The following is a 26,315-nucleotide window of genomic DNA, read 5'->3' as shown; positions in this document are numbered from 1 at the left end:
GTGCCCGACCTGCGATCACAGCGCGGGCGTGAAGGTCTCGATCGAGAGGAGGCCCGAGCCCGGGGCGTCGGCGGAGACATGGAGGACCGAGTACCCGGCCGGCTCGAGCGGCGGTGTCTTGGCCAGCATGCCGGGGAGCGTCCCCGTCGCGAGCACGACCTCGCTGAGGATCGTGGGCAGGACCGGGCGGTGACTCACGAGCACCACGGGCTTGCGGCTGCGGACCCGCTCGCCGATCACCCGGCGCACGTCCGCCGATCCTTCGTCCCAGGCGTCCTCGCTGATGTTCCGGCAGAGCTCCACCTTCCGTCCGGCCGCGGCGGCGAAGGGCGCGATCGTCTTGACGCAGCGGACGGCGGGACTGGAGAGCACCTGTCGGACGCCGAAGGCCTGCAGCTGGCCGACGAGCGCCGTCGCCTGCCGCCTGCCGCGGACCGTCAGCGGCCGGTCGGTGTCCTTTCCGTCCCAGTCTTCCCGCGCGAGCGCCTTGCCGTGGCGCAGGACCACCACCGGGAACGTGCGAGGCGGATCGCCTTCGCGAAGCGCGAGGAACCGCTCGACGATGTCGATGTCGACGGGATAGCTGAGCAGCTTCAGCGCCTTCTTCGGCGACCGCCACTCCAGGGCAGCGATCTCACGGTTCGGCACGAAGGAGGAGGTGCGAATGGCCGTCTCGGTCGCCTCGGCCGCCCAGTAGTGCACGACCTTCTCGCGTTTGCTCGGCAGGTGGTAGCGGGACACCCCGACGGGTGCGCCGAGGCTCACCTTGATCCCGGTCTCTTCATGGATCTCGCGCGCCGCCGTCTCGGGGAGGGTCTCGCCCGGGTCGACCTTGCCCTTCGGGAGCGTGATGTCGCGGTACTTCGTGCGATGGATGAGGAGGATCCGGAGCTTCCCCTCCACCAGACGCCAGACCACGCCGCCTGCAGCCCAGACCGTGTCGGCCGTCATCGCACCGCCCGTGCACGCCGACGGCGCTGCACGTTCGTCATCGTCCGGTCCTGCAGATCGATCAGCGCCTTGCCGTCGTCGTCTCGGCTGTGACGGGTCCACTCGCCCTCGGGACCGAGCCACCAGGAGCTCGTCCCGTCGTTCATCGCGAGGTCGAACAGGTCGGAGAGCTCCTTCAGGTGCTGTTCGGCGGTGACCCGGACGAGCGCCTCGACACGACGGTCGAGGTTGCGGTGCATCATGTCGGCGCTGCCGATGAACACCTGCGGGTCGCCGTCGTGCGCGAACGAGAAGATCCGCGAGTGCTCCAGATAGCGGCCCAGGATGCTGCGGACGGTGATGTTCTCGCTCATACCGGGGACGCCGGGCTTGAGCGAGCAGATGCCGCGCACCCAGATGTCCACGGGCACACCGGCCTGGCTCGCCCGGTAGAGGGCGTCGATGATCTGTTCATCGACCATGGAGTTGACCTTGATCCGGATGCGGGCGGGCTTACCCGCCAGCGCATTCCGGCGCTCCCGGTCGATCAGTCGCAGCAAGCCCTTGCGCAGGTGCAGGGGAGCGACGAGGAGGCGCTTGAACTTCTTCTCGATCGCGTAGCCCGACAGCTCGTTGAACAGCCGTGTGAGATCGCGCCCGACCTGATCGTTGGCCGTGAACAGGCCGAAATCCTCGTAGATCCGGCTGGTCTTGGGGTTGTAGTTGCCGGTGCCGACGTGGCTGTACGAGCGCAGCACGCCGTCCTCCTCGCGGATGACGTGGGCGAGCTTGCAGTGGGTCTTCAGCCCCACGAGGCCGTACACGACGTGGACGCCCGCCTTTTCGAGCTTGCGCGCCCAGACGATGTTGGCCGCCTCGTCGAACCGTGCCTTGACCTCGACCAGCGCCAGTACCTGCTTGCCGGCTTCGGCGGCGTCGATGAGCGCCTGCACGATCGGGCTGTCTCCCGAGGTGCGGTACAGCGTCTGCTTGATGGCGAGCACGTGCGGGTCTTTGGCCGCCTGCTCGAGGAACGCCTGGACGCTCGTCGCGAAGGACTCGTACGGGTGATGGACCAGCACGTCGGCCTTGCGGATGGCGGCGAAGATGTCGGCGCGTTCGTTGTTGTCGCCCGGCTGGAACGCCACCGCCGTCGTGGGCAGGTGCGGCTTGTAGTGCAGCTCGGGGCGGTCGATCCGCGACAGGTCGAACAGCCCTCGCAGATCCAGCGGCCCCGGAAGGCGGTAGACCTCCTGGGCGGTGATGTCGAGCTCGCTCAGAAGGAGGTCCAGCGTCAGGTCGTCCATGTCCTCGGTGACCTCGAGGCGGATCGGCGGGCCGAACCGGCGGCGCAGGAGCTCGGCCTCGAGGGCCTGGATGAGGTTCTCGGTCTCATCCTCCTCGATCGTCATGTCTTCGTTTCGGGTGAGGCGGAAGGCGTGATGGTCGAGGATCTCCATGCCGGGGAAGAGATCGTCGAGATTGTGGGCGATCAGGTCCTCCAGCGGCAGGTAGCGCACGCGCTCGCCGTCTCGCGCGACCTCGACGAATCGCGGCAGCATCGGCGGCACCTTCAGCCGCGCGAACTCCTGCCGACCGGTGCGGGCGTTGCGGATGCGGATGGCGAGGTTCAGCGACAGGCCGGAGATGTAGGGGAAGGGGTGGGCCGGGTCGACCGCGAGAGGCATGAGGACGGGGAAGACCTGCGCCTGGAAGAAGTCGTACAGGGCGGTGCGCTCATCCGCGCTGAGATCGTCGTAGGAGAGGATCTCGATCCCCTTCTCGGAGAGCCCCGGCCGTACCAGGCTCGTCCAGGCGTCGGCGTGTCGGAGCTGGAGGTCGTGCGCCGCTGAGGAGATGTCGGCCAGCACTTCCTGGGGGGACCGGCCGACGTTGGTGGGGACCGCGAGGCCGGTGATGATGCGGCGCTTCAGCCCGGCGACGCGCACCATGAAGAACTCGTCGAGGTTGCTGGCGAAGATGGCCAGGAAATTCGCCCGCTCGAGCACCGGCAGCGAGGGGTCTTCGGCGAGCTCGAGGACCCGCTGATTGAAAGCCAGCCAACTCAGCTCGCGATCGAGATACCGATCGTCCGGGAGCTCGGAGTCGAATGCCTCGGGAACGTCGAAGTCGTCGTCATCCGCATCGCCGAGGCCGGCGTCGAGCACATCGTGTTCGATCATCCCCACATCATTGCAGGGAGAGGTGTCGGCCGCGTGAACAGACCCGTGCCGGACCGGCGGTCAGCCGGTCTCGGCGAGGTGATCACGCCTCCGTGCGCTCCCGGTTCGCGGTCCGGTCGCGGGGGGCGGGAACCTGATCGTCCTCGTAGACGTTGAACCGATAGCCGACGTTGCGCACGGTGCCGATCAGCTGCTCCAGATCGCCGAGCTTCGCGCGCAGTCGCCGCACATGCACGTCGACGGTGCGGGTACCCCCGAAGTAGTCGTAGCCCCACACCTCGCTCAGCAGCTGCTCGCGCGTGAACACCCGCGAGGGGTGCGTGGCGAAGAAGTGCAGGAGTTGGAACTCCTTGTAGGTCAGATCCAGCGGTTTGCCGTGCACCTTGGCGGAGTACGAGGATTCATCGATGCTGATGCCGGAGGTCTGGATGCGGGTGGAGACCTGCTCCTTGGAGACTCGGCCGATCGCGAGGCGGACGCGGGCGTCGACCTCGGCAGGGCCTGCGGTGACCAGGATGACGTCGTCGACGCCCCAATCGGTGGACACCGCCGTCAGGCCGCCCTCGGTGACGACGAGGACGAGGGGTGCGTCCAGGCCCGTGGTGTTGAGGATCTTGCAGAGCGACTTGGCGCCGACGAGGTCGACCCGGGCGTCGACGAAGATGACGTCTGCTGCGGGGGCGTTGACCAGCTGAGCCGGTTCGGCGGGGATGAGCCGCACGCGGTGACTGAGCAGTTCCAGGGCAGGCAAGACCGGTCCTGCTCCCTGCGTGGAGCTCAACACCAGAAGCTGTGCCACTCGCTGGACCGTCCTCCCGACGCTCTGGGGCGTCGTGCACTTTGACTTCACGTCGTGAAGCCCAGTGTAGAGCGTGGCGAGAACCGGCCCGACGCGGTCGGCGAGCGGGGGTGTTCCCGCCCCGGTGATGGGACACAATGGAGGAGATGTCCGAGATCGAGCTCGTTCCCCGCCGCGCCATCGGCGGGATCATCGCCGTGTGGGTGTTCGCGGCGGTCGCCGGAGTGGCGATCGGGGTGCTCGTGCCGGTGGAGTGGCGGGCCGCGTGGTTGACGGTGAGTCTCGGCGGCTGCCTGATCATCGCGTTCGCGGTGCAGCTGTGGTACGGGCGTTCCCAGGGTTTCACGGAGCGTGTGGCGGCCAGCGTCCTCGGCGCCCTGCTGGTGTTGGGCGTGCTGAGCATGGGCTTCGCGCTCGCTGCCGTCGTGACGGGCTAGGCGCCGCCGGCGGCACTAGACTCGGGCGTATGGACCTCCTTGCGCTGGAAATCTTCTACCTGGGGTTGCTGGGTCTCGCGTCGGTCGCGATCGCGTTCGTGTCGGCTGTCGTGATCAAGAACCTCTACCGCGGTCAGCGCTGACGAGCCCTTCGTGCTCGACCTGCCGACCGACCTCCCCGCCGATCTCGCTCCTCTCTCATGGCTCCTGGGCGTGTGGGAGGGAACGGGTGTCATCGACTACGACGCGCCTGAGCACCATTACGTCGGCGAGTTCCGTCACCGGGTGAGCTTCAGTCACGACGGGGGAGACCACCTCAACTACTCCGCCCGCGCATGGCTGCTCGCTCCCGCGCCCGACCCGCAGCCGCAGGAGCTGGTCTCGGAGATGGGATTCTGGCGCCTGTCGCGTCCCGCGACCGCTGCCGACGCCGGACCCGGGCTCCTTCCCCCCACCGCGAGCGTTCGCGCGCGCACCGTCGATGACGTCGAAGCCCTGCGGACGTCCGAGGGCGACTTCGAGGTGGAAGCGGCGATCGTGCACTCCGACGGCGTCAGCGAGCTGTACCTCGGACGCGTCCGCGGTCCGCGCATCGACCTCGCCACCGACGCGGTGGTCCGCACCGCGGGCGCCAAGCCCTACACCGCCGCCACGCGGATGTACGGGCTCGTGGACGGCCACCTGCTGTGGGCCTGGGACATCGCTGCCGTCGGCGCGCGTCTGGGCGCGCACGCGTCGGCCCGACTGGCGAAGGCGGACTGACATGCTCCCCCCCATCGACCTTCCCGGAGCGATCGTCGAAGACGGCGCGCTCCGCCATCTCGGCAATCCGCTGGGAGAGCAGCGCGCGTTGGCCCACGGTCGCGCTGTCGCACTCCTCGGTGATCGTGGGGTCATCGCCGTCGCCGGACCCGACCGGCTGTCGTGGCTGGACTCGCTCACGTCGCAGGCGGTGGCCCATCTCTCTCCGGGTGAGAGCACCGAGCTGCTCGTGCTCGATCCGCACGGACACGTCGAGCACGCGGCATCCGTCCTCGACGACGGCGAGACGACCTGGTTGATCGTCGATGCCGCCGACGTCGAGCCGCTGGCGTCGTGGCTGATGCGGATGCGGTTCCGGCTGCGCGTGGAGATCAGGGATGCGACCGACGAGGTCGTCGTGGTCGGGGGGACGGATGCCGCGGTGCGCGGCGTTCCTGCGGCCGAGCCGGCCGGACACCCGCTCACGTGGCACGACCCGTGGCCCCGGGTCCAGGTCGGGGGGCACGCCTACGGACCGGCTGACGACCACCCCGGCGCGGACTGGGATTGGACCGAGGCGCTCGTGCTCCCGGACGACGCCGCGCGGCTCATCGACGACGCCCGCCGCGGCGAACGGAACCTTGCCGGCTCGCTCGCCGCCGACGCCCTGCGCATCGCCGCGTGGCGTCCGCGCTGGCGGAGTGAGGCCGACGAGCGCGCACTCCCGCACGAGGCCGATTGGCTGCGGACCGCGGTGCACCTGAGCAAGGGCTGCTACCGCGGACAGGAGACGGTGGCCAAGGTGCACAATCTCGGCCACCCGCCCCGCCGCCTCGTCGCCCTGCACCTCGACGGCAGTGACAGCACCCTCCCGGCGCACGGATCCCCGGTCCGCAGCGGAGAGGACGTCGTGGGGGCGATCACCTCGTCGGCGTTGCACTACGAGGAAGGGCCCATCGCTCTGGCGCTGGTGCGCCGGAACACCCCCATCGACACCGACCTCGTCGTCGACACCGACGACGGTGAGGTCGCGGCCGCGCAGGTCGCCATCGTGCCGCCGGAGGCGGGCGCGGTCGCCGGCGTCCCGCGCATCACCCGTCTCTCCCGGCGCAAGGTCGCCGAGGTCTGAATCGGGGCGTCGGCCTGACCCGACCCCGTCAGCGGGGGGCGACGGTCTCCCACGGGACCGTCATCTCACCCAGGCGCCAGCGCCGGCGGTCGGGGAGGTCCATCCCTCGCGCCCGGAGCGCCTCCAGGGCTCCCTCCCAGCGTTGGACCGGGCCGAACGGGGCGAGGCTCGCGGCCCGCTCCCACGCATCGTCCACGGCCTGGAGCAGGTCGTGGATCCGCTCTCCCGGCACGTTGCGATGGATCAGGGCCTTCGGGAGTCGCTCGGCGACGACCCCCGGCCGCTCGAGATCGGCCAGGCGCAGCGAGATCGTGAGGCTCCGCGGATGCGCGGTGTGGTCGATGGCGATCCAGCTGGCGATCCGGCCCGGCTCGTCGCACGTGCCCTCGACGAGCACGCCGCCCGTCGGGAGCCGGGCGGCCATCTGCTCCCAGGCGGACACGACCTCGGTCTCGTCGTACTGGCGGAGGACGTTCATGGCGCGGATGACCGCGGGGCGGCGTCCGGCCGGAAGGGGAATCTCGAAGCCGCCGCGATCGAAGCGCACGCGAGCGTGAGGGGCGAACGAGGTCTCGCCGGCGCGGACGCGCGCGAGTTCCTCACGGGCGCGGTCCACCCGCGCGGGATCGATCTCGAGGCCCACCACCTCAGCGGCGGGATGGACCCGCGAGATGCGGGACCACAGCTCCAGCGTCGTCCAGCCGCGGGCTCCGTAGCCGAGGTCGACGACGAGGGGATCGGCCGAGCGGCGGAGGGCGGGGTGCCGGGCGATCCAGCGGTCCACCCGGCGAAGGCGGTTGGTGCCGGTGGTCCCCCGCGTCGCACGCCCGATGGGAGCGCGTCCGCCGGTCATCTCTCCATGATGCCAGCGGGTTCGGGCGCTGCCGATGCGCTCAGTAGCATGAAGGTATGACCGAGCCCTCTACGCTGATCCTCCTTCGTCACGGCCAGAGTGAGTGGAACGAGCTGAACCTCTTCACCGGGTGGGTCGATGTCCGCCTGACCGAGCAGGGCAAGGCCGAGGCCACCCGTGGCGGCCAGCTCCTGGCCGAGTCGGGCCTGGCTCCCGACATCCTCTACACCTCGGTGCTCAGCCGCGCCATCCAGACCGCGAACATCGCCCTCGATGCGGCCGATCGGCTGTGGATCCCGGTGAAGCGGTCGTGGCGCCTGAACGAGCGGCACTACGGCGCGCTGCAGGGGAAGGACAAGGCGCAGACCCTGGCCGAGTACGGGCAGGAGCAGTTCATGCTCTGGCGCCGCTCCTTCGACGTGCCGCCGCCGCCGCTGGCCGATGACGACGAGTTCAGCCAGGTCGGCGACCCGCGGTACCACGGTATCGACGGCGAGGTGCCGCGCACCGAGTCGCTCGCGCTGGTGATCGACCGCCTGCTGCCCTACTGGAACAGTGACATCGTGCCCGATCTCCAGGCGGGCAAGACGGTCCTCGTCACCGCGCACGGCAACTCGCTGCGAGGACTTGTGAAGCACCTCGAGGGCATCAGCGACGCCGACATCGCCGAGGTGAACATCCCCACGGGCATTCCGCTGGTGTACCGCCTCGACGAGAACCTCGTCGCCGACGGGCCGGGGCAGTACCTCGACCCCGAGGCCGCCGCCGCCGGGGCTGCGGCCGTCGCCGCTCAGGGCGCGAAGAAGTAGCACTTCCAGAACGCAGAAACGGGCCCGCGCACACAGCGCGGGCCCGTTTCTGCGTCGGGGGAGTGGATCAGGCGTTCGCGGCCTGGGCCTCTTCGAACGCCTCGCCGTGACTCGCCCAGTCGCCGGTGGCGAGATAGATCATCTTCTTCCCGATCGACACGGCGTGGTCGGCGAAGCGCTCGTGATAACGGCTCGCGAGAGTGGCGTCCACCGTCGCCGAGGCCTCGCCCTCCCAGCTGTCGGAGAGCACCTTCTCGAAGACGCTGACGTGGAGGTCGTCGATCTTGTCGTCGAGGTCGCGGATGCGATCGGTGATCGTCAGGTCGATGGTCCGAAGGAGCTCGGTCAGAAGGCGCGCGGCTTCGACATCGAGCTGACCCATCTTGGAGAACGTCGACTTCAGGCCCTTCGGGACCGCACGCTCCGGGAAGCGCATGCGGGTCAGCTGGGCGATGTGCTCGGCGATGTCGCCCATGCGCTCGAGCGACGCGCTGACGCGGAGGGCGCTGACGACGATGCGCAGGTCACGGGCGACAGGCTGCTGCCGGGCGAGGATCTCGATCGCGAGCTCATCGAGTTCGACCGTCTTCTGATCGATGATGAGGTCGGCGTCGATGACCTCCTCCGCCAGCGAGACGTCGCTGGAGCCGAAGGCGCGGGTGGCCTTGTCGATCGCCACCGTGACGAGCTCGGAGATCTCGACCAGACGCGACTGCACGTCCTCCAGCGACTGATGGAACACTTCGCGCATCGCAGCACCTTTCCTCGTGATGGTCTTTCGCGTCGGGCGGGCACGCGTAACCCCGCGATTGTCGTCAGCGGAGGTTAACGAACGGTGCCCGGACAGTGAATAGTAGCGACCCCGCCCTCGCCGGGCCTCTCGTTGCGCCGGAGCGCCGGTGCCTGGCACTCTACGCTGGAACCCATGGACACGACGCAGCTCGCGCTGCTGGCCCTCCTCGCCGGGGTGGTCATCGGGGCACTCCTGAGTGCCATCGTCCTGGTGTCGATGCGGGCTCGCGACCGCCTGCGTGCGGCGGACTCCCGCGAGCTCCCCGAGGGCATGAGCGAGGTGCTCCACGGCATGGACGACCCGGCCGTCGTGGTCGACAACTCCTTCACCGTCCTGGCCGCATCGGCCTCGGCGACGCCCTTCCATCTGAGGGAGGGCGCGGCCCTTCCCGGCGACGACCTGCGCGTGCTCGTGCGCAAGATGAAGGATGACGCCACGTCGGCGTCCTCCACGCTGCGCCTGCAGCGGGGCGCGCCGCCTGCCGAGCCCCGGCTGGTGTCGGTGCGGGCGACCCGGATCTCGCCGCGGCTGACGCTCCTGGTTCTGCGTGACATCACCGAGCGGGAGCGGGTCGAGCAGATGCGTCGCGATTTCGTGGCGAACACCAGCCACGAGCTGAAGACACCGGTGGGTGCGGTGAGCCTGCTGGCCGAGGCGATCGAATCCGCTGCCGACGATCCCGATCAGGTGCGCGTGTTCTCCTCCCGCCTGACGGCTGAGGCGAACCGGCTCGCGCTCCTGACCTCCCGCATCATGAACCTCTCCCGGCTGCAGTCGGCCGACGAGCTGTCCGAGGAGCGCAGCGTGTCGGTCGACGAGGTCATCGCCTCCGCGGTCGACGCGCACACCCTGCAGGCGGAATCCGCCGACGTCGTGCTGACCCGAGGAGGCTCGCGCGGCCTCTACGTGCGCGGTGACGGCCAGATCCTCAGCGAGGCCGTCGGCAACCTCATCGCCAACGCGATCGCGTACTCCCCGAAGGGGTCGAGCGTCGGGGTCGGGGTCAAGGCGGTCGACGACATCGTCGAGATCGCCGTCGCCGACCGCGGCATCGGCATTCCCGAGGCCGACCAGGAGCGCATCTTCGAACGCTTCTATCGCACCGATCAGGCGCGATCGCGCCGCACCGGCGGAACGGGTCTCGGCCTCGCGATCGTCAAGCACGCCGTGCAGCGCCACGGCGGGGAGGTGCGCCTGTGGTCCCGGCCCGGGCGAGGGTCCACCTTCACGATCCGGCTGCCCCTGGTCGAACCGCCCCTGGATGACAGCCCGGGTCGCCGCCCCCGACGCAAACGTCCCGCCTCCGGGGTCGGCCGCGCCGCGGCATCCGTCCCCTCCCGCCCCGTCCCGAACGGAGAACCCGAATGACCCGCGTCCTGCTCGTCGAGGATGAACCCGATCTCGCCGACCCGCTGGCCTACCTGCTCAAGCGCGAGGGCTACGAGGTCGAGATCGCCGAGGACGGCGCGGCGGCGCTCGCGGCCTTCCGTGAGCGTGGGGCCGACATCGTGCTGCTGGATCTGATGCTCCCGAGCATGCCGGGAACGGAGGTCTGCCGGCAGATCCGCACGACCTCGGCCGTGCCGATCATCATGCTGACCGCGAAGGACTCGGAGGTCGACATCGTCGTCGGGCTGGAACTCGGCGCCGACGACTATGTCACCAAGCCGTATTCGGCACGCGAGCTGCTGGCGCGGATGCGCGCCGTCCTCCGCCGTCTGCAGCAGGCCGACTCGGACCTCCAGGATCACGTGCTCGTCGGCGGGCGGGTCGTGCTCGACATCGACCGGCACACGGTGAGCGTCGACGACCAGCAGATCAACATGCCGCTGAAGGAATTCGAGCTGCTCGAGGTCCTGATGCGCAACGCGGGCCGCGTGCTCACCCGGGGTCAGCTGATCGACCGGGTCTGGGGGAGCGACTACTTCGGCGACACCAAGACGCTGGACGTGCACATCAAGCGGATCCGTTCGCGGATCGAGCAGAACCCCTCCGACCCGACGATGCTCGTGACCGTGCGGGGGCTCGGGTACCGCTTCGAGGGCTGAGATCGCCGCGCGGTCGCACCGGAGCCGCGGTCGGCAGCGGCCTCAGGACTCCGGGACGAACGGTGCGAGGTAGTCCTGCTCACCGTCGAGGACGGGGACGTCGGTGAGGATCGTCTCACCGTCGCCGGACTGGAAGCTCGCCGGCACGTCGCTGCCCGGAAGCATCTCGATGCCCTCCAGGAGGATGGGCTCCTCACCGTCGACGCCGAGGCTGATGACGGTGTTGGCGGGTACGCGGACGGTCTCGGAGATGCCGCTGCCGGGCTCGCCGAACTCCATGCTGACGGTGTGGTTGTCATCGGTGGAGTTGACGAAGGCGCCCAGGAGGTTGCCCGCCGAGCCGTCTTCGTTCGCCACGATGAGCACGTTGCGGATCTGCACCGGTCCGCTCTCGGCCGACACGGTGATGCCGTCCGACGGGGAGTACTGGATGGTCGTGGCCTGCGTGGAGATCAGGGCGCATCCGCTCGCGCCGAGGAGGACGGCGGTGCCGAGGGCGCCGGCGGCCAGCATGCGCGCTGCGGTCCGGGAGCGTCCCGTGCCGAAAGTGCGGTTCAACGAAATCACGGATCCTCCCGGAACGGATGGCGGCAACCCTTGCATTCTATGGGGTGCGCCCGGTCGGGCCGGGCCACGCGGGGGTCGGGATCGGTGCGGCGGTGCGGTGGACCGGCGAACTCTAGCGTATGTCGCCTGTGGTATCCTGGACGTTGCCGAAAGGACATAACTCCATGCTTTTTGAGGTTGGCGAAACGGTCGTCTACCCCCATCACGGGGCAGCGACGATCGCGGAAGTGAAGACCCGCATCATCAAAGGCGAAGAGAAGGTCTATCTGAAGCTCCGCGTCACACAGGGCGATCTCACCATCGAGGTTCCCGCTGACAACGTCGACCTGGTCGGGGTCCGTGATGTGATCGGCAAGGAAGGCCTCGAGCGCGTCTTCGACGTTCTTCGCGCTCCCTTCACCGAAGAGCCGACGAACTGGTCGCGCCGATACAAGGCGAACCTCGAGAAGCTCGCCTCGGGTGATGTCATCAAGGTGAGCGAGGTCGTCCGCGACCTGTGGCGCCGCGATCAGGACCGCGGTCTGTCGGCGGGCGAGAAGCGGATGCTCGCGAAGGCGAAGCAGATCCTCATCTCCGAGCTCGCGCTGGCGGAGAAGACCGATGAAGAGAAGGCCAGCGTCCTTCTCGACGAGGTTCTGGCCTCGTAGTCGATAGCGTGAGGGTGTGAGCATCACCCCCGTTCCCCGCGTCGCGATCATCGTCGTCGCGGCGGGCTCCGGCACCCGCCTGGGCGCCGGACCGAAGGCATTCGTCGGACTGGACGACCACACCATCCTGCGTCACGCGCTCGTGCGCGTCTTCGAGGCGGGAGCGGCGCAGGTCGTGATCGTCGCGCCGGCCGGTCGCGAGGGCGACGCCCTCACCGACGCGCTGGAGACCGCGGGCGACCGACGCGATCTCGTCACCGTCGTGACGGGAGGCGCCTCGCGGCAGTCGTCCGTCGCGGCGGGCATCGACGCGCTCTGGCCGGACGTCGACTACGTCCTCGTGCACGACGCTGCGCGCTGCCTGACACCGTCCGAGGTGTTCGACCGGGTCATCGCCGCCCTCGAGCTGGGCCATGCCGGCGCGGTGCCGGTGCTCCCGGTCGTCGACACCATCAAGCGCGTGCAGGATGACCTCATCGTCGGCGTGGTCGATCGCAGCGAACTCTCCGCGGCGCAGACACCGCAGGGGTTCCGTCGCGACATCCTCGAAACGGCCTATCGCTCGGCGACAGCGGAGTTCACCGACGACGCGGCGCTCGTCGGCGAGGCCGGACACGTGGTGCTCGCGGTGCAGGGCGACGAGCGGGCATTCAAGATCACCACCCCGGCCGATCTCGACCGGGCTCGCAGGCTCGTCGCCGTCCAGCCGCTGGCGGCCGCGGAGTCATCCCTGCATCGTGTTCCCGCGTCCCCACGCGTGGGGATCGGCACCGACGTCCATGCCGTCGGCGGCGACGGGTCGCTCTGGCTCGCCGGACTCGAATGGCCGGGCGAGCCCGCGCTCTCGGGACACTCCGACGGAGACGCGGTCGCTCATGCGATCGTCGACGCCCTGCTGGCGGCAGCAGGTCTCGGCGACATCGGCACCCACTTCGGCACCGACCGACCGGAGTTCGCCGGTGCGCATGCCGACGCTTTCCTCGCCCGCACGCGCGCGCTCCTCGGCGAGGCCGGTTTCCGGATCGGGAACGTCTCGGTGCAGATCCAGGCGCGGCGGCCGCGGTTCGCCGCGCGACGTGCCGAAGCCGAGACGGTGCTCTCCCGGGCGCTGGGCGGAGTGCCCGTGTCGGTGTCGGCGACGACGACGGACGGGCTCGGCTTCACCGGCCGCGGTGACGGTGTGGCCGCCTTCGCGGTCGCGCTCGTCCTGCCCGCCTGAGCGCAGCCGCGGCGGCGGGGATCACACGCGCCGGGTCAGGAAGACCGAGTGCGGATCGGGGGAGTAACCGCCGAAGGGCTCGCACAGGACGAATCCCTCGCTGAGATAGAGCCCGCGGGCCGGTGCGAAAGCCGGCGCCGACCCCGTCTCCAGCCAGAGCGAGGTCATGCCGCGCTGCCGGGCACGCTCGATCAGGTGTCGCAGGATCATTCGCCCGACGCCGCGGCCGCGGTACTCGTCGGCGACCCTCATGGATTTCAGCTCTCCCCGATCGGCGTCCAGGGCGGCCAGCGCTCCGACGCCCGCCAGCACGGCACCGTCCCACGCCGCCCAGAGTTCCACCGACGCGACATCCAGCGCGTCCGCGCCGAGGGCGTGCACGCTCCCCTCGGGTGAGAGGCCGTGCATGTCGCGCAGGTGGACGTCGATGAGATTCCGCACCGGCGGATCGGCGGTTGCGGCCCGACGCAGGGCGAACACGGTCATCAGCCCTCCACCGCGAAGGGTCGGGGATCGCGCGGCGCGCGCGATCCCCGGGCGAGGAGGGCGAGGCCGATCCCCAGGACGACGAGACCGATCACCGCGAGCACCGAGAGGCGTTCGCCCAGGACCGTGAGCCCGAGGATGGCGGCGGTCAGCGGCTCACCGAGGGTGAGGGTCGCGGCGGTCGCCGCCGTGAGGCCGCCGAGCCCCCAGGTGAACAGAACGTAGGCGACGGAGATGGTACCGAGACCCAGCCAGAGCGCCATCGCGAGCCCCGCCGGTTCGCCGAGCCACGACACGTCCACGAACGGCAGGGCGGGCAGGGCCACAAGAGCCGAACTCGCCCCCATCCCGCCGACGACCGTGAAGGGATCCCACCCCGCATCCAGCAGCCGTCGCTGCACGTTCGCGATGACCGCGAAGGTTGCCGCCGCGCCGAGCGAACCCAGAAGGCCCGCGGGATCCGTCCCGCCGCCGCCGGCGGCGTCACCCCCGGCGCCCAGCAGCACGACGCCGATCGTGGCGGCACCGGTCGCCACGGCCCACGTGGCGCTGGGCAGACGCCGGGTAAGCAGCCACTCGAGCAATCCGGCCATCACCGGGGCCGACCCCAGGGCCACCACCGTTCCGACGGCGACGCCGTTGCGCTCGGTGCCGAGGAAGAACAGCGGCTGATAGAGCGCGAGGCAGATCCCGGTGACGGCCATGAGCAGGAGGGGGCGGACGCCCGGACGCGGCGTCGGGGGTGCGTCCGCGGGGCGTCGCCGGGCATGGCGTCGCGCGAGGAGTCCGGCCAGCAGAGCGAGTCCGGTGCCGCCGATGACCATGCGCATGACGCCGATGGACAGGGGGGTGGTGTCGTCGGGACCGAGGGCCTGCGACGTGCCGGTCGTGCCGAACAGCACAGCGGCGGCGAGGACGGCGAACACGTGCACCCTACAGTTCTACCGGCCCGGCCCTTCGCGCCGGGACAGCCCCGCGTGGGACGGACAGACGCGCCGGTAGGCTGGATCGGTGACCCTCCGGCTCTACGACACGAAAGCGCAGGCCCTGCGCGACTTCGTGCCGCTCGACCCCGCCGAGATCACCGTGTACGTGTGCGGACCGACCGTGCAGTCCGGCCCGCACATCGGGCACCTCCGCGGGGCCCTGAGCTTCGACATCCTTCGGCGGTGGCTCCGGCACCGGTACGGCCGGGTGACCTTCGTGCGCAACGTCACCGACATCGACGACAAGGTCCTGGCCAACGCGACGGACCTCGAGACCTGGTGGGCCCTGGCCTACCGCATGGAGCAGCAGTTCTCGCGCGCCTACGCCGAGATCGGCATCCTTCCCCCCACCTACGAACCCCGGGCGACCGGATCGATTCCCCAGATGCTCGCCCTCATCGAGCGGCTCATCCAGCGCGGGCACGCCTATGCCGCGGCGGGTGATGTCTACTTCGACGTGCGTTCGTGGCCGTCGTACGGCGAACTGACGCGGCAGAGTCTCGACGCGATGGAACCGGCCGCCGACGCCGACCCTCGCGGCAAGCGCGACCCCCGTGATTTCGCGCTGTGGAAGGGCGCGAAATCCGAAGAGCCCGAGTCGGCGACCTGGGAATCGCCCTGGGGCCCCGGGCGACCCGGCTGGCACATCGAGTGCTCGGCGATGTCGCGGCGCTATCTCGGTCCCGCATTCGACATCCACGGCGGCGGATTGGACCTCCGCTTCCCGCATCACGAGAACGAGCTCGCCCAGTCCGCGGCTGCCGGAGACGGCTTCGCGCGTTACTGGGTGCACAACGGTCTGGTGACCGTCGGAGACCAGAAGATGTCGAAGTCGCTCGGCAACTACCTCCTGGCCGCCGACGTCCTCCGCGAGCACGACCCCCTCGTCGTGCGCTACGCGCTCGCCGCCGCCCACTACCGCTCGAGCCTGGACATCACGGCCTCGAGCTTCGAGGAGGCGTCCGCCGCGATCGAGCGGATCCGCTCGTTCCTCGAGCGCGCTGCCCGCACGCTCGCGCAGGCCGAGGACGACACGGTGGTGGCCGCGACCGTTCCCGACGCGTTCGCCGTCGCGATGGACGACGACCTCAACGTGCCGCAGGCCCTCGCCGTCGTCCATGAGCGGGTGCGGCAGGGCAACACCGCGCTGGATGCGGGGGAGAAGGATGCCGCGCGCGCGGCGTGGGCCGATGTCGCCGTCTGCGTGGGCATCCTCGGCATCGATCCGGAAGACCCCCGCTGGCGCTCCGGGGGCGGGGCCGAGGCTGCGGCCCTCGACGCGCTGGTGCACACGATGATCGCGCAGCGCGCACGAGCGCGCGCCGAGAAGGATTGGGCGAGCGCGGATCGCATCCGCGATGCGATCGCCGCAGCAGGCGTGGTCCTGGAGGACACCGCCGATGGAACGCATTGGAGTCTGACGAATGGCTAAGCCAGGTAACCCCGCCGCCGGTCGCGGCAAGAAGAAGGGCGCCACCAAGGGCTCGGGAGGCAAGAACCGCCGCTCGCTCGAGGGTCGCGGTCCGACACCGAAGGCCGAGGATCGCGCGTGGCACCCTGCCGGTAAGCGCAAGGCGGCCGCCGAGCGGTATGCGGCTGCGGGCGGCAAGGGACGCTCGAGCGGCGCCGGTACGACCGCGCCGCGCCGTGCTCCGAAGAAGGACGAAGACACCGAGAACGTCACCGGTCGCAATTCCGTCCTCGAGGCGCTGCGGGCGAAGATCCCGGCGACCGCCCTCTACATCGCGCAGCGTGTGGAGATGGACGACCGGGTCAAGGAGATGCTCGCGATCGCGACGCACCGCGACATCCCGGTCTTGGAGGTCACCCGTCCCGAGCTCGATCGGATGGCGGGATTCGACGGTGTGCATCAGGGGGTGGCGCTCAAGGTGCCGCCCTACGAGTACGCCCATCCGCAGGACCTGCTCGAGAAGATCGTCGACAGCGGTCAGACCCCGCTGCTCGTGGCCCTGGACGGCATCACCGACCCGCGCAATCTCGGCGCGATCATCCGCTCCACCGCGGCGTTCGGCGGACAGGGGATCCTCGTGCCGCAGCGACGCTCGGCGGGGGTCAACTCGGCGGCGTGGAAGACCAGCGCGGGAGCAGCGGCCCGGGTGCCCGTGGCGCTCGCGGCCAACCTCACCACGACGCTGAAGGAGTTCAAGAAGCAGGGCGTCTTCGTGCTGGGCCTCGACGGCGGGGGAGACATCGCCCTCCCCGACCTGCAGCTCGCCGATCGGCCGGTGGTGATCGTCGTGGGCTCCGAAGGCAAGGGACTGTCGCGGCTCGTGACGGAGACCTGCGATCAGATCGTGTCGATTCCGATCTCGGCGGCCGCGGAGTCGTTGAACGCCGGCATCGCGGCATCCGTCGCCCTCTACCAGGTCGCGACGCTGCGGGCCGCGAAGCCGACGGGATGACCGGGGGCGGCGTCCGGCTTCGTCGCGACGCCGCCCCCGGCCGTCACCCGCGGAGGGGGACGGTCACTTCTTGTACTGGTAGGGGTTGTAGAGCACCTCGACCTCGGGGATCTCGGGGTGCATCCCCGCGACCCAGTCGTCGCCGACCTCACGTTCGAGGTGGGCGATCGTGTCGTCGAGCTTCGCCTTGACGCCCGCGAGATCGCCCGCCACGAGACGCCCCTCGGCCTTGACGACCTCGCCGCCGACGAGCACCGTGTGCACGTCGCCGCGCTGGGCCTGGTAGACGACCTGCCCCCAGGGGTTCACCAGCGGCGCCCAGGTGGCGGAGTGCTCGTTCTTCAGCAGCACGACGTCGGCGAGCTTGCCCTTCTCCAGCGACCCGATCTCGCCGTCCTTGCCGAGCGCCTGCGCGCCGCCGCGGGTGGCCATGTGCACGACGTCCTCCGCGCGGAGCTTCACGTGCGTCACGGTCTCGGCCGGCTCGAGCTGATGAGCGAGGTAGTGCTCGAGCGCACGGTCGGCGTTGACGGTCGCGCGCATGGCCGAGAACAGGTCGGCGCTGAACCACACACTGGTGTCGACCGAGAGCGAGGTGGGGATGCCGTACTTGCGCAGCTGGTGCACGGGCGGATAGCCCTGGCCGCACGTGTCCTCGGACTCGGTGGCGAGGGAGACGTTGCCGCCGGTCGCGGCGATCTTCTGGTACGAGTCGGCCGACAGCGTCGCAGCGTGGACGTAGGTGAAACCCTCGTCCATCACCCCGGCGGCGTAGGCGTTGCGGATCCCCCAGTCGTTGGTCGCACCCCAGACGCCCGCGTGGGTGGTGACCCGCAGACCCAGGTCCTTCGCGACGCGGTAGGCGGCGAGCTCGGGGAAGTTCTCGTCCTGGTTCGGCACGTCGAAGGCGATCTGGGTGCCGAACATGCGCGAGTCGTCCCGTGAGGCGGTGAGGATCTTCTGCACCTCGGGATCGGCGGTCCACTCCCACGGGGAGACGTGGATGTTGCCGTAGGCGAAGACGAACCGCCCGGGCGAGGTCGCCAGGGCCTCGTAGGCGGCCCACCCGTGCTCGGGGGTGCGCAGGCCGTGCGACCAGTCGACGCTCGTCGTGACGCCGGACTCGACCGCGTCGAGGGCCGAGATGAGGTTTCCGGCTGCGTAGTCCTGAGGGCGGAACTTCACGCCGTGCTGCAGGTAGTACCAGACGAAATACTGCGTCAGCGTCCAGTCCGCTCCGTAGGCGCGCATGGCCGTCTGCCACATGTGCCGGTGGGTGTCGACCATGCCGGGCATGAGGATGCCGCCGGTGGCGTCGATCTCGAAGGTGTTGTCGGGGACCGAGAGGTTCGTTCCGACCTCGGCGATCTTTCCGTCGACGACGAGGACATCGCCGTCGGGAAGGACCGTGTGGGCGTCGTCCATGGTCAAGACGATGCCGTGACGGAACACGATGGGCTGGCCGCTCTGCGGCCGCGGGGTTTCAGGCATAAACGCTCATCCTCCTTGACGGGCGGTTCGTTGCGATGGTGGGGCGAGGCGGGTGCGGGATGTCGGGTCTCAGCTTTGCCGGCGTCTGCTCACCTCCGCGATGGCGGACCAGTCCAGGTCCTTCAGCTCGGGATCGGCGAGGGCGCGATCGAACACGGAGATGAGGGCGGGGAGGGTGGCGGGATCGACGTCGACCGACGTCGCGACCTGCTGGGCGAGATCGAGGTCCTTCCGCCCGAGGGCGATGTGGAACCCCGGCGGGTCGTAGGCGCGCTCGGCGATGATCCGGCCGTAACCGGTGTACACGACCCCTCCGAACAGCGTCTCGGCGAGCAGACGGGTGAACTGGCCGGGGTCGACGCCGAGGCGCTCGGTCATCGCCACGGTCTCGCCGATCGCCTGCATGGCGTGGATGATGTTGTAGTTCACCGCCGCCTTGACCGCGTTGGCAACAGCGGGGCGGGTGCCGAGCCGCCAGGTGCGCACTCCCAGGACATCCAGCAGGGGAGCGACGGCATCCACGGCGTCGGCGGGGCCTGCGGTGAGGATGTTCAGCTTCCCCTCCGCGGCGACGGCAGGGCGCCCGAGGACCGGGGCGCCGACGTAGCGCGCGCCGACCGCCCCGAACCGGGTGTCGAGCTCGTCGGCGAGGGAGGGGCTGATCGACCCCATCGCGACGTGGATGCCGTCGCGAGCGCGGGTGACGGCCTCATCGGTGAAGACCGCCGTCATCGCCGCGTCGTCGGCGAGCATCGAGAACGACACGTCGGCGGCGAGGGCCTCGGCCGCCGACGGCGCCCGCCGGCCGCCGCGTTCGACCAGCGGGTCGGCGGCGCCCGGCGAGCGGTTCCACAGCACGACGTCGTGTCCGGCGTCGATCAGGCGACCGGCCATCGCCGACCCCATCGAGCCGAGACCGAGGAATGCGATCGTACTCACGCTTCGCCGCGCCCCCAGACGGTGTTAAGGTGCGATTGCGCATCGCGATTGAGGTTCAGCGGCCCGTCGATCGTGTAGTAGCGGCGCCCGGCGACGATGAGTTCTTCCGCGGGGAACTTGGTGATGACCTCGCAGCCGTCGACGGTGACCACCACCTCCTCTTCGATGCGCGCGGCGCCCCAGCCGTCGGCGGCCGGCCAATACGTCTCCAGTGCGAACACCATCCCCTCTTCGAGGGTCTCGGGGTGATCGAAGGAGGTGAGGCGGGAGAAGATGGGCTTCTCCCAGATCGACAGGCCTACACCGTGGCCGTACTGCAGGGCGAACGCCGCCATCTCGTCGGGGAAGCCGAACTCGCTCGCCTCGGGCCACACCGCGACGATGTCGGCGGTCGTCGCTCCGGGTTTGACCAGGGCGATCGCCCGGTCCATGTACTCGCGTGCCCGGGTGTAGGCGTCCTTCTGCGCGGGGCTCGCCGACCCGACGGCGAACGTGCGGTAGTAGCAGGTGCGGTAGCCGTTGTAGCTGTGCAGGATGTCGAAGAAGGCGGGGTCGCCCGGTCGGATCAAGCGGTCGGAGAAGACGTGCGGATGCGGTGAGCAGCGCTCGCCGGAAATGGCGTTGACCCCCTCGACGTACTCGGATCCGAGGTCGTAGAGCGTCTTGGCGACGAGCCCCACCGCTTCGTTCTCGCGCACTCCCGGGCGCAGGAATCGGTAGAGCTCCTCGTACGCGGCGTCCACCATCGACGCCGCCTGGGTGAGGAGGCGGATCTCGTCGTGGGTCTTGATGCGTCGCGCCTCCATGAACACCTGCTGGCCGTCGACGACCTCGATCCCTTCGCGCTGAAGCGCCAGAAGGACCGGCATCTCGACCACGTCGACGCCGAGCGGCTCGTTCGCCAGGCCGAACTTCTCCAGCTCGCGCTTGATCTTGCGGGCGACGTCGCCCGCGAGGTCGGCGTCGGGCGGGAACGCCCCGCGAAGCGTCGAGATCCCGGCGCGCGCGCCGCTCTCCTGCCGAGGCCGCTTGGCGCCCTCGTGCGGGGCGTGCGGGTTCGCGTCCGCCTCGGCGGTGGTGACGTCCAGCCACGGGTTGTAGAGCGCGTGATGCTTCGCCGCCGAGCCGAAGTCCCAGACGATCGGATCGGTCTTGCGGGTGAGCAACGCGAAACGGATGAGCTTGTCCATCGCCCATGTGCCGATGTGGGTGCCGCTCATGTAGCGGATGTTGGAGAAGTCGAACGCGAGGACGGCGCCCAGATGCGAGCGGTCCAGCTCGGCATGCAGGCGGGCCAGACGCGCATCACGCAGCCGCTCCATGTCGACGCGCTCTTCCCAGTCGACCGCTGCGGGACCCGTCGTTCCGGTGCTCTTCATCGAGTGCTCTCCTTCGCCGGCGAGGGTGTCTTGACTTCACCGCCCGCGTCGAGTTGACTTCATCAGTAAAGCGCTACTGGACACCGATGTCCAGTATTACTTCCGGCTCACACGCCCCCACCGAGCCCCCTCAGGTGGGATGCGACGGGTCGGCGACATCGTAAGGAGGAGATGTGAGCCAACGCACCATCGTCGTGGTCGGAGGGACGTCGGGCATCGGGCGGGAGATCGCCGCGGACTGCGTGCGACGCGGCGACAGAGTGGTGATCACCGGTCGTGACCGAGAACGCACGGAGGCGATCGCCGCCGAACTCGGACCGGCTGCCCGCGGCGTGGCCCTCGACATCTCCGAGCCCCACACCGTCGCCGACAGCCTCTCCTCCGTCGAGACGGTCGACGGACTCGTGCTCGCGGCGATCGAGCGCGATGCCAACACCATCCGCGACTACGACATCGATCGCGCCATCCGCCTCACGACCCTGAAGCTGGTCGGCTACGCGGCGACCGTCCGGGCGCTGCTGGATCGCATGCCGGTCTCGGCCGACACCGGCATCGTCCTCTTCGGCGGCCGCGCGAAGGATCTGCCCTACCCCGGCTCGACCACGGTGTCGACGATCAACGGCGGGGTGACCGGTCTCATCAACACCCTCGCCCTCGAGCTCGCCCCGATCCGCGTCAACGCCCTTCACCCCGGGATCATCGGCGACAGCCCGTTCTGGGCCTCCAAGCCCGCCGGGGTCCTCGAGCAGTACGAGCGCCATACTCCGGGCGGCCGGTTGGCCACCATGGCCGATGTCGTGGATGCCACGCAGTTCCTGCTGCGCAATCGCGGTGTCTCGGCGGTCAATCTCCCGGTCGATCGTGGCACGGCGCTGGTCTGACCAACGAGAATCAGGGGATGGCTGACAATCTCGGAGCCCGCATCCGCGCCGCGCGCGTGAGCCGCGGGCTCAGCCTCCGCTCCGTCGCCCAGTCACTGGGGGTGTCGGCGAGCCTGGTGTCGCAGGTGGAGATCGGCAAGACCCAGCCGTCCGTCTCGACGCTCTACGCCATCGCCAGCCACCTCGGGGTGTCTCTCGACGAGCTGGTCGGCGGTGCCGTGACCACCGCACCGGCCGATGCGCCTGCCGAGGAGACGGCGTCAGCGATCCAGCGCGGTGCCGACAATCCGGCGATCGAGATGGAGAACGGTGTGCGCTGGGAGCGCCTCGCGGGTCGGCCGGGCGGCCCCGCCGACGCGCTGCTGGTCACGTATCAGCCGGGCGCCAGCAGCTCGATCGAGGGGAAGCTCATGCGGCACGCGGGCGTCGAGTACGCCTACCTTCTGGAAGGGGCGCTGACCCTGCAGCTCGAATTCGATACCCACGTCCTGCACGCCGGGGACTCACTGCACTTCGACTCCACGAGACCGCACCTGTTCTCCAACCGCGGCGAGGAGCCCGCGCGCGGGGTCTGGTTCGTCGTCGGACGGCGCCAGCACCACCAGGAGATGCCCCTCGCCCCGGGCGGCCACCGGGCTGACTCCGGCGGTCAGTCCGCCGGCGGACCCGCCTCGGCCGTGGACGTGCTGAGAGCGATGGAAGGGCTGGCAGACCCCGCAGCGAGGTGACGGGCGCGGCGCGCGGAACCGATCCACGGGTCCACGAGGGTCTTGATCTGACGCGATCCGCCGGCCAGGAGCGGACGCAGTGCGGCCGCCTCGACATCTTCCAGCGGCACCACGGTCCCCGCGACATCCGACCAGTCGTCGCGGGTACCGAGCAGCCTCACCGCCTCGGGGATGTCATCGCGGAAGACATGCGCGACGGTCCCGACGATGGTGATCTCGCGCAGGGTGAAGGACCCGAGCGGGAGGGCGGGCTCGCCGCGTTGGATTCCCACCGGGACGAGGGTCGTCCCCGGGCGTGCCGCCCCGAGCACCTGCGCGAGTCCCTCGGAGCTTCCCGACACCTCGAAGAACACCTCCGGCTCGAGCCCGGTGTCCTCGATCGCCGGGGAGAGTCCGGTCGTGCGGGCGTTCCGCGCGGCGAAGGCTCCGAGCCGGAGGGCGAGGTCGAGCCTGTCGTCGTTCCGATCGAGGATGAGGACGCGCGCGCCGGTGCTGGCGGCGGCGAAGGCGATGAACGCGCCGATGCCCCCGGCGCCGACGACCACGGCATCCTGCCCGGCCGCCAGGCCGCTGCGGCGCACGGCGTGGACCGCGATCGCCATCGGCTGGGCGAGCCCCAGCGTGTCGGTGGGGAGTCCCGCGTCGCTGACGTCGTAGACGATCGCCGCCGGGGCGACGACGAACCCCGCCAGGCCCCCGTCGCGGTGGAAGCCGAGGGTGCGGTAGGTGCGGCAGAGATTCGTCCGCCCGGCGCGGCAGGGCGCGCAGTCGCCGCACGAGACCCCCGCGCCGCAGACGACCGTGGCGCCGGGGGCGAGATCGGTGACCTCCGAGCCGACCGCCTCGATCGTGCCGACGAATTCGTGGCCGAGGACGACCGGCGGTTCGGCGAGGACCTTCCCGCGGCCGAACTCCGTGGCATCCGACCCGCACACGCCGCACACCGCGATGCGGATCAGCACCTCGTCGGGTGCCGGCGAGGGGATGGGCCGGTCCTCCACGCGAAGGTCGCCGATCGCGTGCAGGACGGCGGCGCGCATCGTCGTCACGTGAGAGTGCCCGACGTCAGCGGAAGCTGCACGGCCGAGCGGTCGGCGATCATCGCACCGAGGTGGTCGCGGTACACCTCCGCGTGAAGCGGGTGGTCGAGGTAGGCGTCGAGCGCGGCCGCATCGTCGACGACTGCCGCGACGGCGTAGTCGGCTCCGCCGGGTCGCAGGTGGAGGTTCGCGCCCGCGACGTACGACCGGAGCACGTCGATGCCTTCGGCCATCCGGTTCAGTGCCTCGGTCAGCGCGGAGACGCGCTCGTCGGTGACACCGTCGACCCATCGGAAGGTGACCAGGTGGAGGATCATGGAGTTCTCGCTCTCTTCGTCGAAAGCCGGAGCAGTGTCCAGCCTCAGCGGACGTCGTCCCTACGCTAGACGGTGGCCTGCCACGCGGCAAGCCGATCTGTACACTCTGGCTTGATAGACACGCTGGCTCGACGGGCATCGCCGCCCGTCGCCGAATTCGGGAGGAACCATGGCCGGTCCCCGCGTCGCCGTCGTCGGAGGAGGCGCCAACGGCGCCTCGATCGGAGCAGACCTGTACCGCGCAGGCGTGGATGTGACGCTCGTGGAGCAGTGGCCCGCGCACGTCGAGGCGATCAGGTCGGAGGGGCTTCGCGTCATCACCCCCGACGACGAACTTCACGTGCGTCCTCGCATCATCCACCTCTGCGAGGTCGCCGAGCTGCGATCGGGCTTCGATGTCGTGCTGCTGGTGATGAAGGCCTACGACGCCGGCTGGGCGAGCCGGCTGATCGCGCCCTATCTCGCGCCCGACGGGCTGATGGCGGCGGTGCAGAACGGGATGACCGCCGACGCCGTGACCGAAGCGGTGGGCGCGTCACGTACGGTCGGCGCGGTCATCGAATGCTCCGCGACGATGACCGAGCCCGCTGTGGTGCACCGGCACACACCGCGGGAGCGATCCTGGTTCGCCGTGGGCCGGCTTCCCGGTGGGGCCGAGGGGATCGAGCCGGTGGCGGATCTCCTCGCGCTCTCGGGCACCGTGGCGCGCTTCGACGACATCCTCAGTGCCAAGTGGATGAAGCTCGTCAGCAACTGCACCCTTCTCGTGACCTCTGCGATCCTCGGCCTGCCGATGCTCGACGCGCTCCATCAGCCCGGCTTCCGCGACGTGATGGTCGCGGCCGGTGACGAAGCTCTGGCCGTCGGTGGAGCGCTCGGCCACCGCACCCTGCCGATCTTCGGTCTCGAACCCGCCGACCTCGACGACCCGAGAGGCGTGATCGAGGTCATGACCGATCGCCTGTTCGCCGGCTTCGTCGTGCCCGGTGCGACGACGACCGTGCTGCAGGATTGGCGGAAGGGCCGCCACAGCGAAGTGGACGATCTCAACGGAGAGGTGGTGCGCCGGGGGGTGGAGCTCGGCATCGCCACTCCGGTCAACGCGAGAATCACCGAGATCGCGCATCGGATCGAACGAGGGGAGATCGCCCCCGGGGCCTCTCACCTCCCCCTCCTTCTCGACGCCCTCAGGTGAGCGGGTCGGATGCGAAGATCTCGGGACTGCGCGCCAGCTGACGGCGCGTGCGCCGGATGTGGCCGGCGAGGACCCGTTCGGCCTCCTCGGTATCGCCGTCCTGGAGGGCGGCCACGATGAGATGGTGCTCCTCGTGGGCGATGCGACGGGATTCCTCGGCCCACGAGGAGACGTACGCTCGCCGGTAGGGCGCCGTCGCGTTCCACAGCCTGCCCACCAGCTCGCCGAGGTGGGCCGTGCGGGCGGCGCGGTAGCTGCGCAGGTGGAACTCGGCATCGAGCTGAAGGAAGGCGTCGGTGTCGGCGCCGACCTCGCTGATCCGCGTGGCGAGTGCGTCGAGCTCGGCGATCGCCTCGCCGGTCAGCAGCGGTGCGCTGTAGCCGAGCAGCAGCGGCTCGAGGCGCTCGCGCATGCGATAGATCTCCTCGCACTCGGCGAGGGTGAGGCGTGCCACCCAGGCCCCGGCGTTGGGGACGACGGTGATGAGCCCCTCGTATTCGAGCTGCCGGATCGCCTCCCTGACCGGCACGCGGCTAGCGCCGAACTGCTCGGCGAGATCCTCCTGTCGGATGCGCGTTCCCGGCGGGAAGATCCCGCGCACGATTCCCTCGCGTACCTGATCGGCGATGCGGGCTCCGGCGTCGCCGTCACGACTGCGGATGTCGCTCCCGCTCATTCGGCCGGCCTCGCCGGGTGCCACAGCAGCGTGTCGGCGCCGCTCTCGTACGCCTTGCCGGCGGGGAAGCTGACCAGCTCGAGCTGCAGTCCCCACGGCGCCCGGAAGTACAGCCATCGCTGTCCGGCGCTCGCTCCGGCGCTGGCGACGGGCTCTCCCATGATCTCCACGTCGTGCGCGCGCAGGTGGTCGATGGCGGCATCCATGTCGTCGACATAGATCGCGAGGTGGTGACCGCCGAGGTCGCTGTTGCGCGGGGGCGGGGCCTGCCCGTCCGCGGCGTCGTAGGCGAACACCTCGAGGTTGGTCCCGTACCCGAGACGGTAGAAGCGGATCTCGCGGATCTGCGTTCGGGGGTGGACCCCGAGCTGGACGCGCATCCAGTCGTCATCCGCCCGCTTGGGCCCCAGGCGGTAGACCGGAACGGCGCCGAGGACCTCCACGAAGAAGCGTTCGGCCTCGTCGAGATCAGGCACCGTGATGCCGATGTGGTCCATTCCCCGCATTCCGGGTAAGCCTCGCGTCATCGCGTTCACCTTCCGTTTGGATCCAGGATGCCACCTGCGAGGCGCAATCACCATGAATTCTCCGGCGAAGCCTTGATATTGGATCCAATCAG

At 69.9% G+C, this 26,315-nt stretch carries 28 protein-coding genes; 13 read left to right on the top strand and 15 right to left on the bottom strand.

The window, feature by feature from the left end; translation table 11 throughout:
* Positions 1–15 precede the first annotated feature (15 nt).
* The 3 genes from V6S02_RS09930 to V6S02_RS09920 form a co-directional block, all read right to left on the bottom strand.
* Positions 16–951 (bottom strand): NUDIX hydrolase, encoded by a 936-nt coding sequence (locus V6S02_RS09930; protein WP_336400694.1) that lies wholly within the window; start codon positions 949–951, stop codon positions 16–18.
* Positions 948–3,113, bottom strand: coding sequence for an RNA degradosome polyphosphate kinase (locus tag V6S02_RS09925; protein WP_124293814.1), 2,166 nt, complete (start codon positions 3,111–3,113; stop codon positions 948–950). The genes V6S02_RS09930 and V6S02_RS09925 overlap by 4 nt, the downstream gene beginning before the upstream one ends.
* A gap of 82 nt (positions 3,114–3,195) precedes the next feature.
* Entirely contained in the window at positions 3,196–3,912 is a 717-nt protein-coding gene (locus tag V6S02_RS09920) for a winged helix-turn-helix domain-containing protein (RefSeq protein ID WP_124293813.1), read from the bottom strand.
* A 146-nt stretch (positions 3,913–4,058) separates the two neighbouring features.
* Here V6S02_RS09920 and V6S02_RS09915 point away from each other — a divergent pair, with 146 nt between their 5' ends.
* The 3 genes from V6S02_RS09915 (at position 4,059) to ygfZ (ending at position 6,219) form a co-directional block, all read left to right on the top strand.
* Positions 4,059–4,349: a hypothetical protein gene (locus tag V6S02_RS09915; RefSeq protein ID WP_336400693.1), complete on the top strand. Its 291-nt coding sequence runs from the start codon at positions 4,059–4,061 to the stop codon at positions 4,347–4,349.
* Positions 4,350–4,502: 153 nt separating this feature from the next.
* Positions 4,503–5,111, top strand: a complete 609-nt coding sequence (locus V6S02_RS09910) for an FABP family protein (protein ID WP_336400692.1) — start codon at positions 4,503–4,505, stop codon at positions 5,109–5,111.
* Between the two features lies 1 nt (position 5,112).
* The gene (gene ygfZ, locus V6S02_RS09905; protein WP_336400691.1) at positions 5,113–6,219 is read left to right on the top strand and encodes a CAF17-like 4Fe-4S cluster assembly/insertion protein YgfZ; all 1,107 of its coding nucleotides are present in this window, start codon (positions 5,113–5,115) and stop codon (positions 6,217–6,219) included.
* Between the two features lie 28 nt (positions 6,220–6,247).
* On the opposite strand, the gene V6S02_RS09900 is transcribed toward ygfZ, so the two are convergent.
* The gene (locus V6S02_RS09900) at positions 6,248–7,072 is read right to left on the bottom strand and encodes a class I SAM-dependent methyltransferase (RefSeq protein ID WP_336400690.1); all 825 of its coding nucleotides are present in this window, start codon (positions 7,070–7,072) and stop codon (positions 6,248–6,250) included.
* Between the two features lie 56 nt (positions 7,073–7,128).
* Here V6S02_RS09900 and V6S02_RS09895 point away from each other — a divergent pair, with 56 nt between their 5' ends.
* Positions 7,129–7,881 (top strand): phosphoglyceromutase, encoded by a 753-nt coding sequence (locus V6S02_RS09895; protein WP_124293808.1) that lies wholly within the window; start codon positions 7,129–7,131, stop codon positions 7,879–7,881.
* 67 nt (positions 7,882–7,948) lie between these two features.
* Here the strand turns inward: V6S02_RS09895 and phoU are convergent, their stop codons facing one another.
* Positions 7,949–8,632, bottom strand: coding sequence for a phosphate signaling complex protein PhoU (phoU, locus tag V6S02_RS09890; RefSeq protein WP_124293807.1), 684 nt, complete (start codon positions 8,630–8,632; stop codon positions 7,949–7,951).
* A gap of 174 nt (positions 8,633–8,806) precedes the next feature.
* On the opposite strand from phoU, the gene V6S02_RS09885 reads away from it, so the two are divergent.
* Positions 8,807–10,042: a sensor histidine kinase gene (locus V6S02_RS09885; RefSeq protein ID WP_336400689.1), complete on the top strand. Its 1,236-nt coding sequence runs from the start codon at positions 8,807–8,809 to the stop codon at positions 10,040–10,042.
* On the top strand, positions 10,039–10,722 hold the full coding sequence (locus V6S02_RS09880) for a response regulator transcription factor (protein ID WP_124293805.1): 684 nt from the start codon (positions 10,039–10,041) through the stop codon (positions 10,720–10,722). The genes V6S02_RS09885 and V6S02_RS09880 overlap by 4 nt, the downstream gene beginning before the upstream one ends.
* A 42-nt stretch (positions 10,723–10,764) precedes the next feature.
* Here the strand turns inward: V6S02_RS09880 and V6S02_RS09875 are convergent, their stop codons facing one another.
* Positions 10,765–11,235, bottom strand: a complete 471-nt coding sequence (locus V6S02_RS09875; RefSeq protein WP_124293804.1) for a DNA modification methylase — start codon at positions 11,233–11,235, stop codon at positions 10,765–10,767.
* Positions 11,236–11,453: 218 nt separating this feature from the next.
* On the opposite strand from V6S02_RS09875, the gene V6S02_RS09870 reads away from it, so the two are divergent.
* Together V6S02_RS09870 and ispD are read left to right on the top strand one after the other, a co-directional pair.
* The gene (locus tag V6S02_RS09870; protein ID WP_124293803.1) at positions 11,454–11,936 is read left to right on the top strand and encodes a CarD family transcriptional regulator; all 483 of its coding nucleotides are present in this window, start codon (positions 11,454–11,456) and stop codon (positions 11,934–11,936) included.
* Positions 11,937–11,952: 16 nt separating this feature from the next.
* Positions 11,953–13,155 (top strand): 2-C-methyl-D-erythritol 4-phosphate cytidylyltransferase, encoded by a 1,203-nt coding sequence (gene ispD, locus V6S02_RS09865; RefSeq protein ID WP_336400688.1) that lies wholly within the window; start codon positions 11,953–11,955, stop codon positions 13,153–13,155.
* Positions 13,156–13,176: 21 nt separating this feature from the next.
* Here ispD and V6S02_RS09860 read toward each other — a convergent pair whose 3' ends face one another.
* Complete coding sequence (locus V6S02_RS09860) at positions 13,177–13,641, bottom strand: GNAT family N-acetyltransferase (RefSeq protein ID WP_336400687.1); 465 nt, start codon at positions 13,639–13,641, stop codon at positions 13,177–13,179.
* Positions 13,641–14,573: a DMT family transporter gene (locus V6S02_RS09855; RefSeq protein WP_336400686.1), complete on the bottom strand. Its 933-nt coding sequence runs from the start codon at positions 14,571–14,573 to the stop codon at positions 13,641–13,643. The genes V6S02_RS09860 and V6S02_RS09855 overlap by 1 nt, the downstream gene beginning before the upstream one ends.
* A gap of 79 nt (positions 14,574–14,652) precedes the next feature.
* On the opposite strand from V6S02_RS09855, the gene cysS reads away from it, so the two are divergent.
* Together cysS and rlmB are read left to right on the top strand one after the other, a co-directional pair.
* On the top strand, positions 14,653–16,059 hold the full coding sequence (gene cysS, locus V6S02_RS09850) for a cysteine--tRNA ligase (RefSeq protein ID WP_336400685.1): 1,407 nt from the start codon (positions 14,653–14,655) through the stop codon (positions 16,057–16,059).
* A complete protein-coding gene (rlmB, locus tag V6S02_RS09845; RefSeq protein WP_124293798.1) occupies positions 16,052–17,050 on the top strand; it encodes a 23S rRNA (guanosine(2251)-2'-O)-methyltransferase RlmB in 999 nt (332 codons plus the stop codon). The genes cysS and rlmB overlap by 8 nt, the downstream gene beginning before the upstream one ends.
* A 63-nt stretch (positions 17,051–17,113) precedes the next feature.
* Here rlmB and V6S02_RS09840 read toward each other — a convergent pair whose 3' ends face one another.
* From V6S02_RS09840 to V6S02_RS09830, 3 genes are all read right to left on the bottom strand, one after another.
* The gene (locus tag V6S02_RS09840; protein ID WP_124293797.1) at positions 17,114–18,541 is read right to left on the bottom strand and encodes an amidohydrolase family protein; all 1,428 of its coding nucleotides are present in this window, start codon (positions 18,539–18,541) and stop codon (positions 17,114–17,116) included.
* Positions 18,542–18,610: 69 nt separating this feature from the next.
* A complete protein-coding gene (locus tag V6S02_RS09835; RefSeq protein WP_336400684.1) occupies positions 18,611–19,480 on the bottom strand; it encodes an NAD(P)-dependent oxidoreductase in 870 nt (289 codons plus the stop codon).
* Positions 19,477–20,859, bottom strand: coding sequence for a M24 family metallopeptidase (locus V6S02_RS09830; RefSeq protein ID WP_336400683.1), 1,383 nt, complete (start codon positions 20,857–20,859; stop codon positions 19,477–19,479). Before V6S02_RS09830 ends, V6S02_RS09835 begins: the two co-directional genes overlap by 4 nt.
* A gap of 173 nt (positions 20,860–21,032) precedes the next feature.
* On the opposite strand from V6S02_RS09830, the gene V6S02_RS09825 reads away from it, so the two are divergent.
* Positions 21,033–21,740 carry an SDR family NAD(P)-dependent oxidoreductase gene (locus V6S02_RS09825; RefSeq protein ID WP_336400682.1) on the top strand — a complete coding sequence of 236 codons (708 nt, stop codon included), beginning with the start codon at positions 21,033–21,035 and terminating at the stop codon, positions 21,738–21,740.
* 17 nt (positions 21,741–21,757) lie between these two features.
* Positions 21,758–22,468 carry a cupin domain-containing protein gene (locus tag V6S02_RS09820; protein WP_124293793.1) on the top strand — a complete coding sequence of 237 codons (711 nt, stop codon included), beginning with the start codon at positions 21,758–21,760 and terminating at the stop codon, positions 22,466–22,468.
* On the opposite strand, the gene V6S02_RS09815 is transcribed toward V6S02_RS09820, so the two are convergent.
* Both V6S02_RS09815 and V6S02_RS09810 read right to left on the bottom strand, forming a co-directional pair.
* Positions 22,390–23,508 (bottom strand): zinc-dependent alcohol dehydrogenase, encoded by a 1,119-nt coding sequence (locus V6S02_RS09815; protein ID WP_336400818.1) that lies wholly within the window; start codon positions 23,506–23,508, stop codon positions 22,390–22,392. The genes V6S02_RS09820 and V6S02_RS09815 overlap by 79 nt on opposite strands.
* A gap of 5 nt (positions 23,509–23,513) precedes the next feature.
* Positions 23,514–23,825, bottom strand: coding sequence for a Dabb family protein (locus V6S02_RS09810; protein ID WP_124293791.1), 312 nt, complete (start codon positions 23,823–23,825; stop codon positions 23,514–23,516).
* Between the two features lie 169 nt (positions 23,826–23,994).
* Between V6S02_RS09810 and V6S02_RS09805 the strand changes: the two genes are divergently transcribed.
* Positions 23,995–25,020: a ketopantoate reductase family protein gene (locus V6S02_RS09805; protein WP_336400681.1), complete on the top strand. Its 1,026-nt coding sequence runs from the start codon at positions 23,995–23,997 to the stop codon at positions 25,018–25,020.
* Here the strand turns inward: V6S02_RS09805 and V6S02_RS09800 are convergent.
* Together V6S02_RS09800 and V6S02_RS09795 are read right to left on the bottom strand one after the other, a co-directional pair.
* A complete protein-coding gene (locus V6S02_RS09800; protein WP_336400680.1) occupies positions 25,013–25,696 on the bottom strand; it encodes a GntR family transcriptional regulator in 684 nt (227 codons plus the stop codon). The two genes, V6S02_RS09805 and V6S02_RS09800, sit on opposite strands and share 8 nt — an antisense overlap.
* The gene (locus V6S02_RS09795) at positions 25,693–26,223 is read right to left on the bottom strand and encodes a VOC family protein (protein ID WP_336400679.1); all 531 of its coding nucleotides are present in this window, start codon (positions 26,221–26,223) and stop codon (positions 25,693–25,695) included. Before V6S02_RS09795 ends, V6S02_RS09800 begins: the two co-directional genes overlap by 4 nt.
* Positions 26,224–26,315: the final 92 nt, after the last annotated feature.

Source organism: Microbacterium sp. CCNWLW134 (assembly GCF_037083565.1).
Taxonomy (GTDB): domain Bacteria; phylum Actinomycetota; class Actinomycetes; order Actinomycetales; family Microbacteriaceae; genus Microbacterium.
This window is presented reverse-complemented; position numbering and strand designations above follow the sequence as displayed.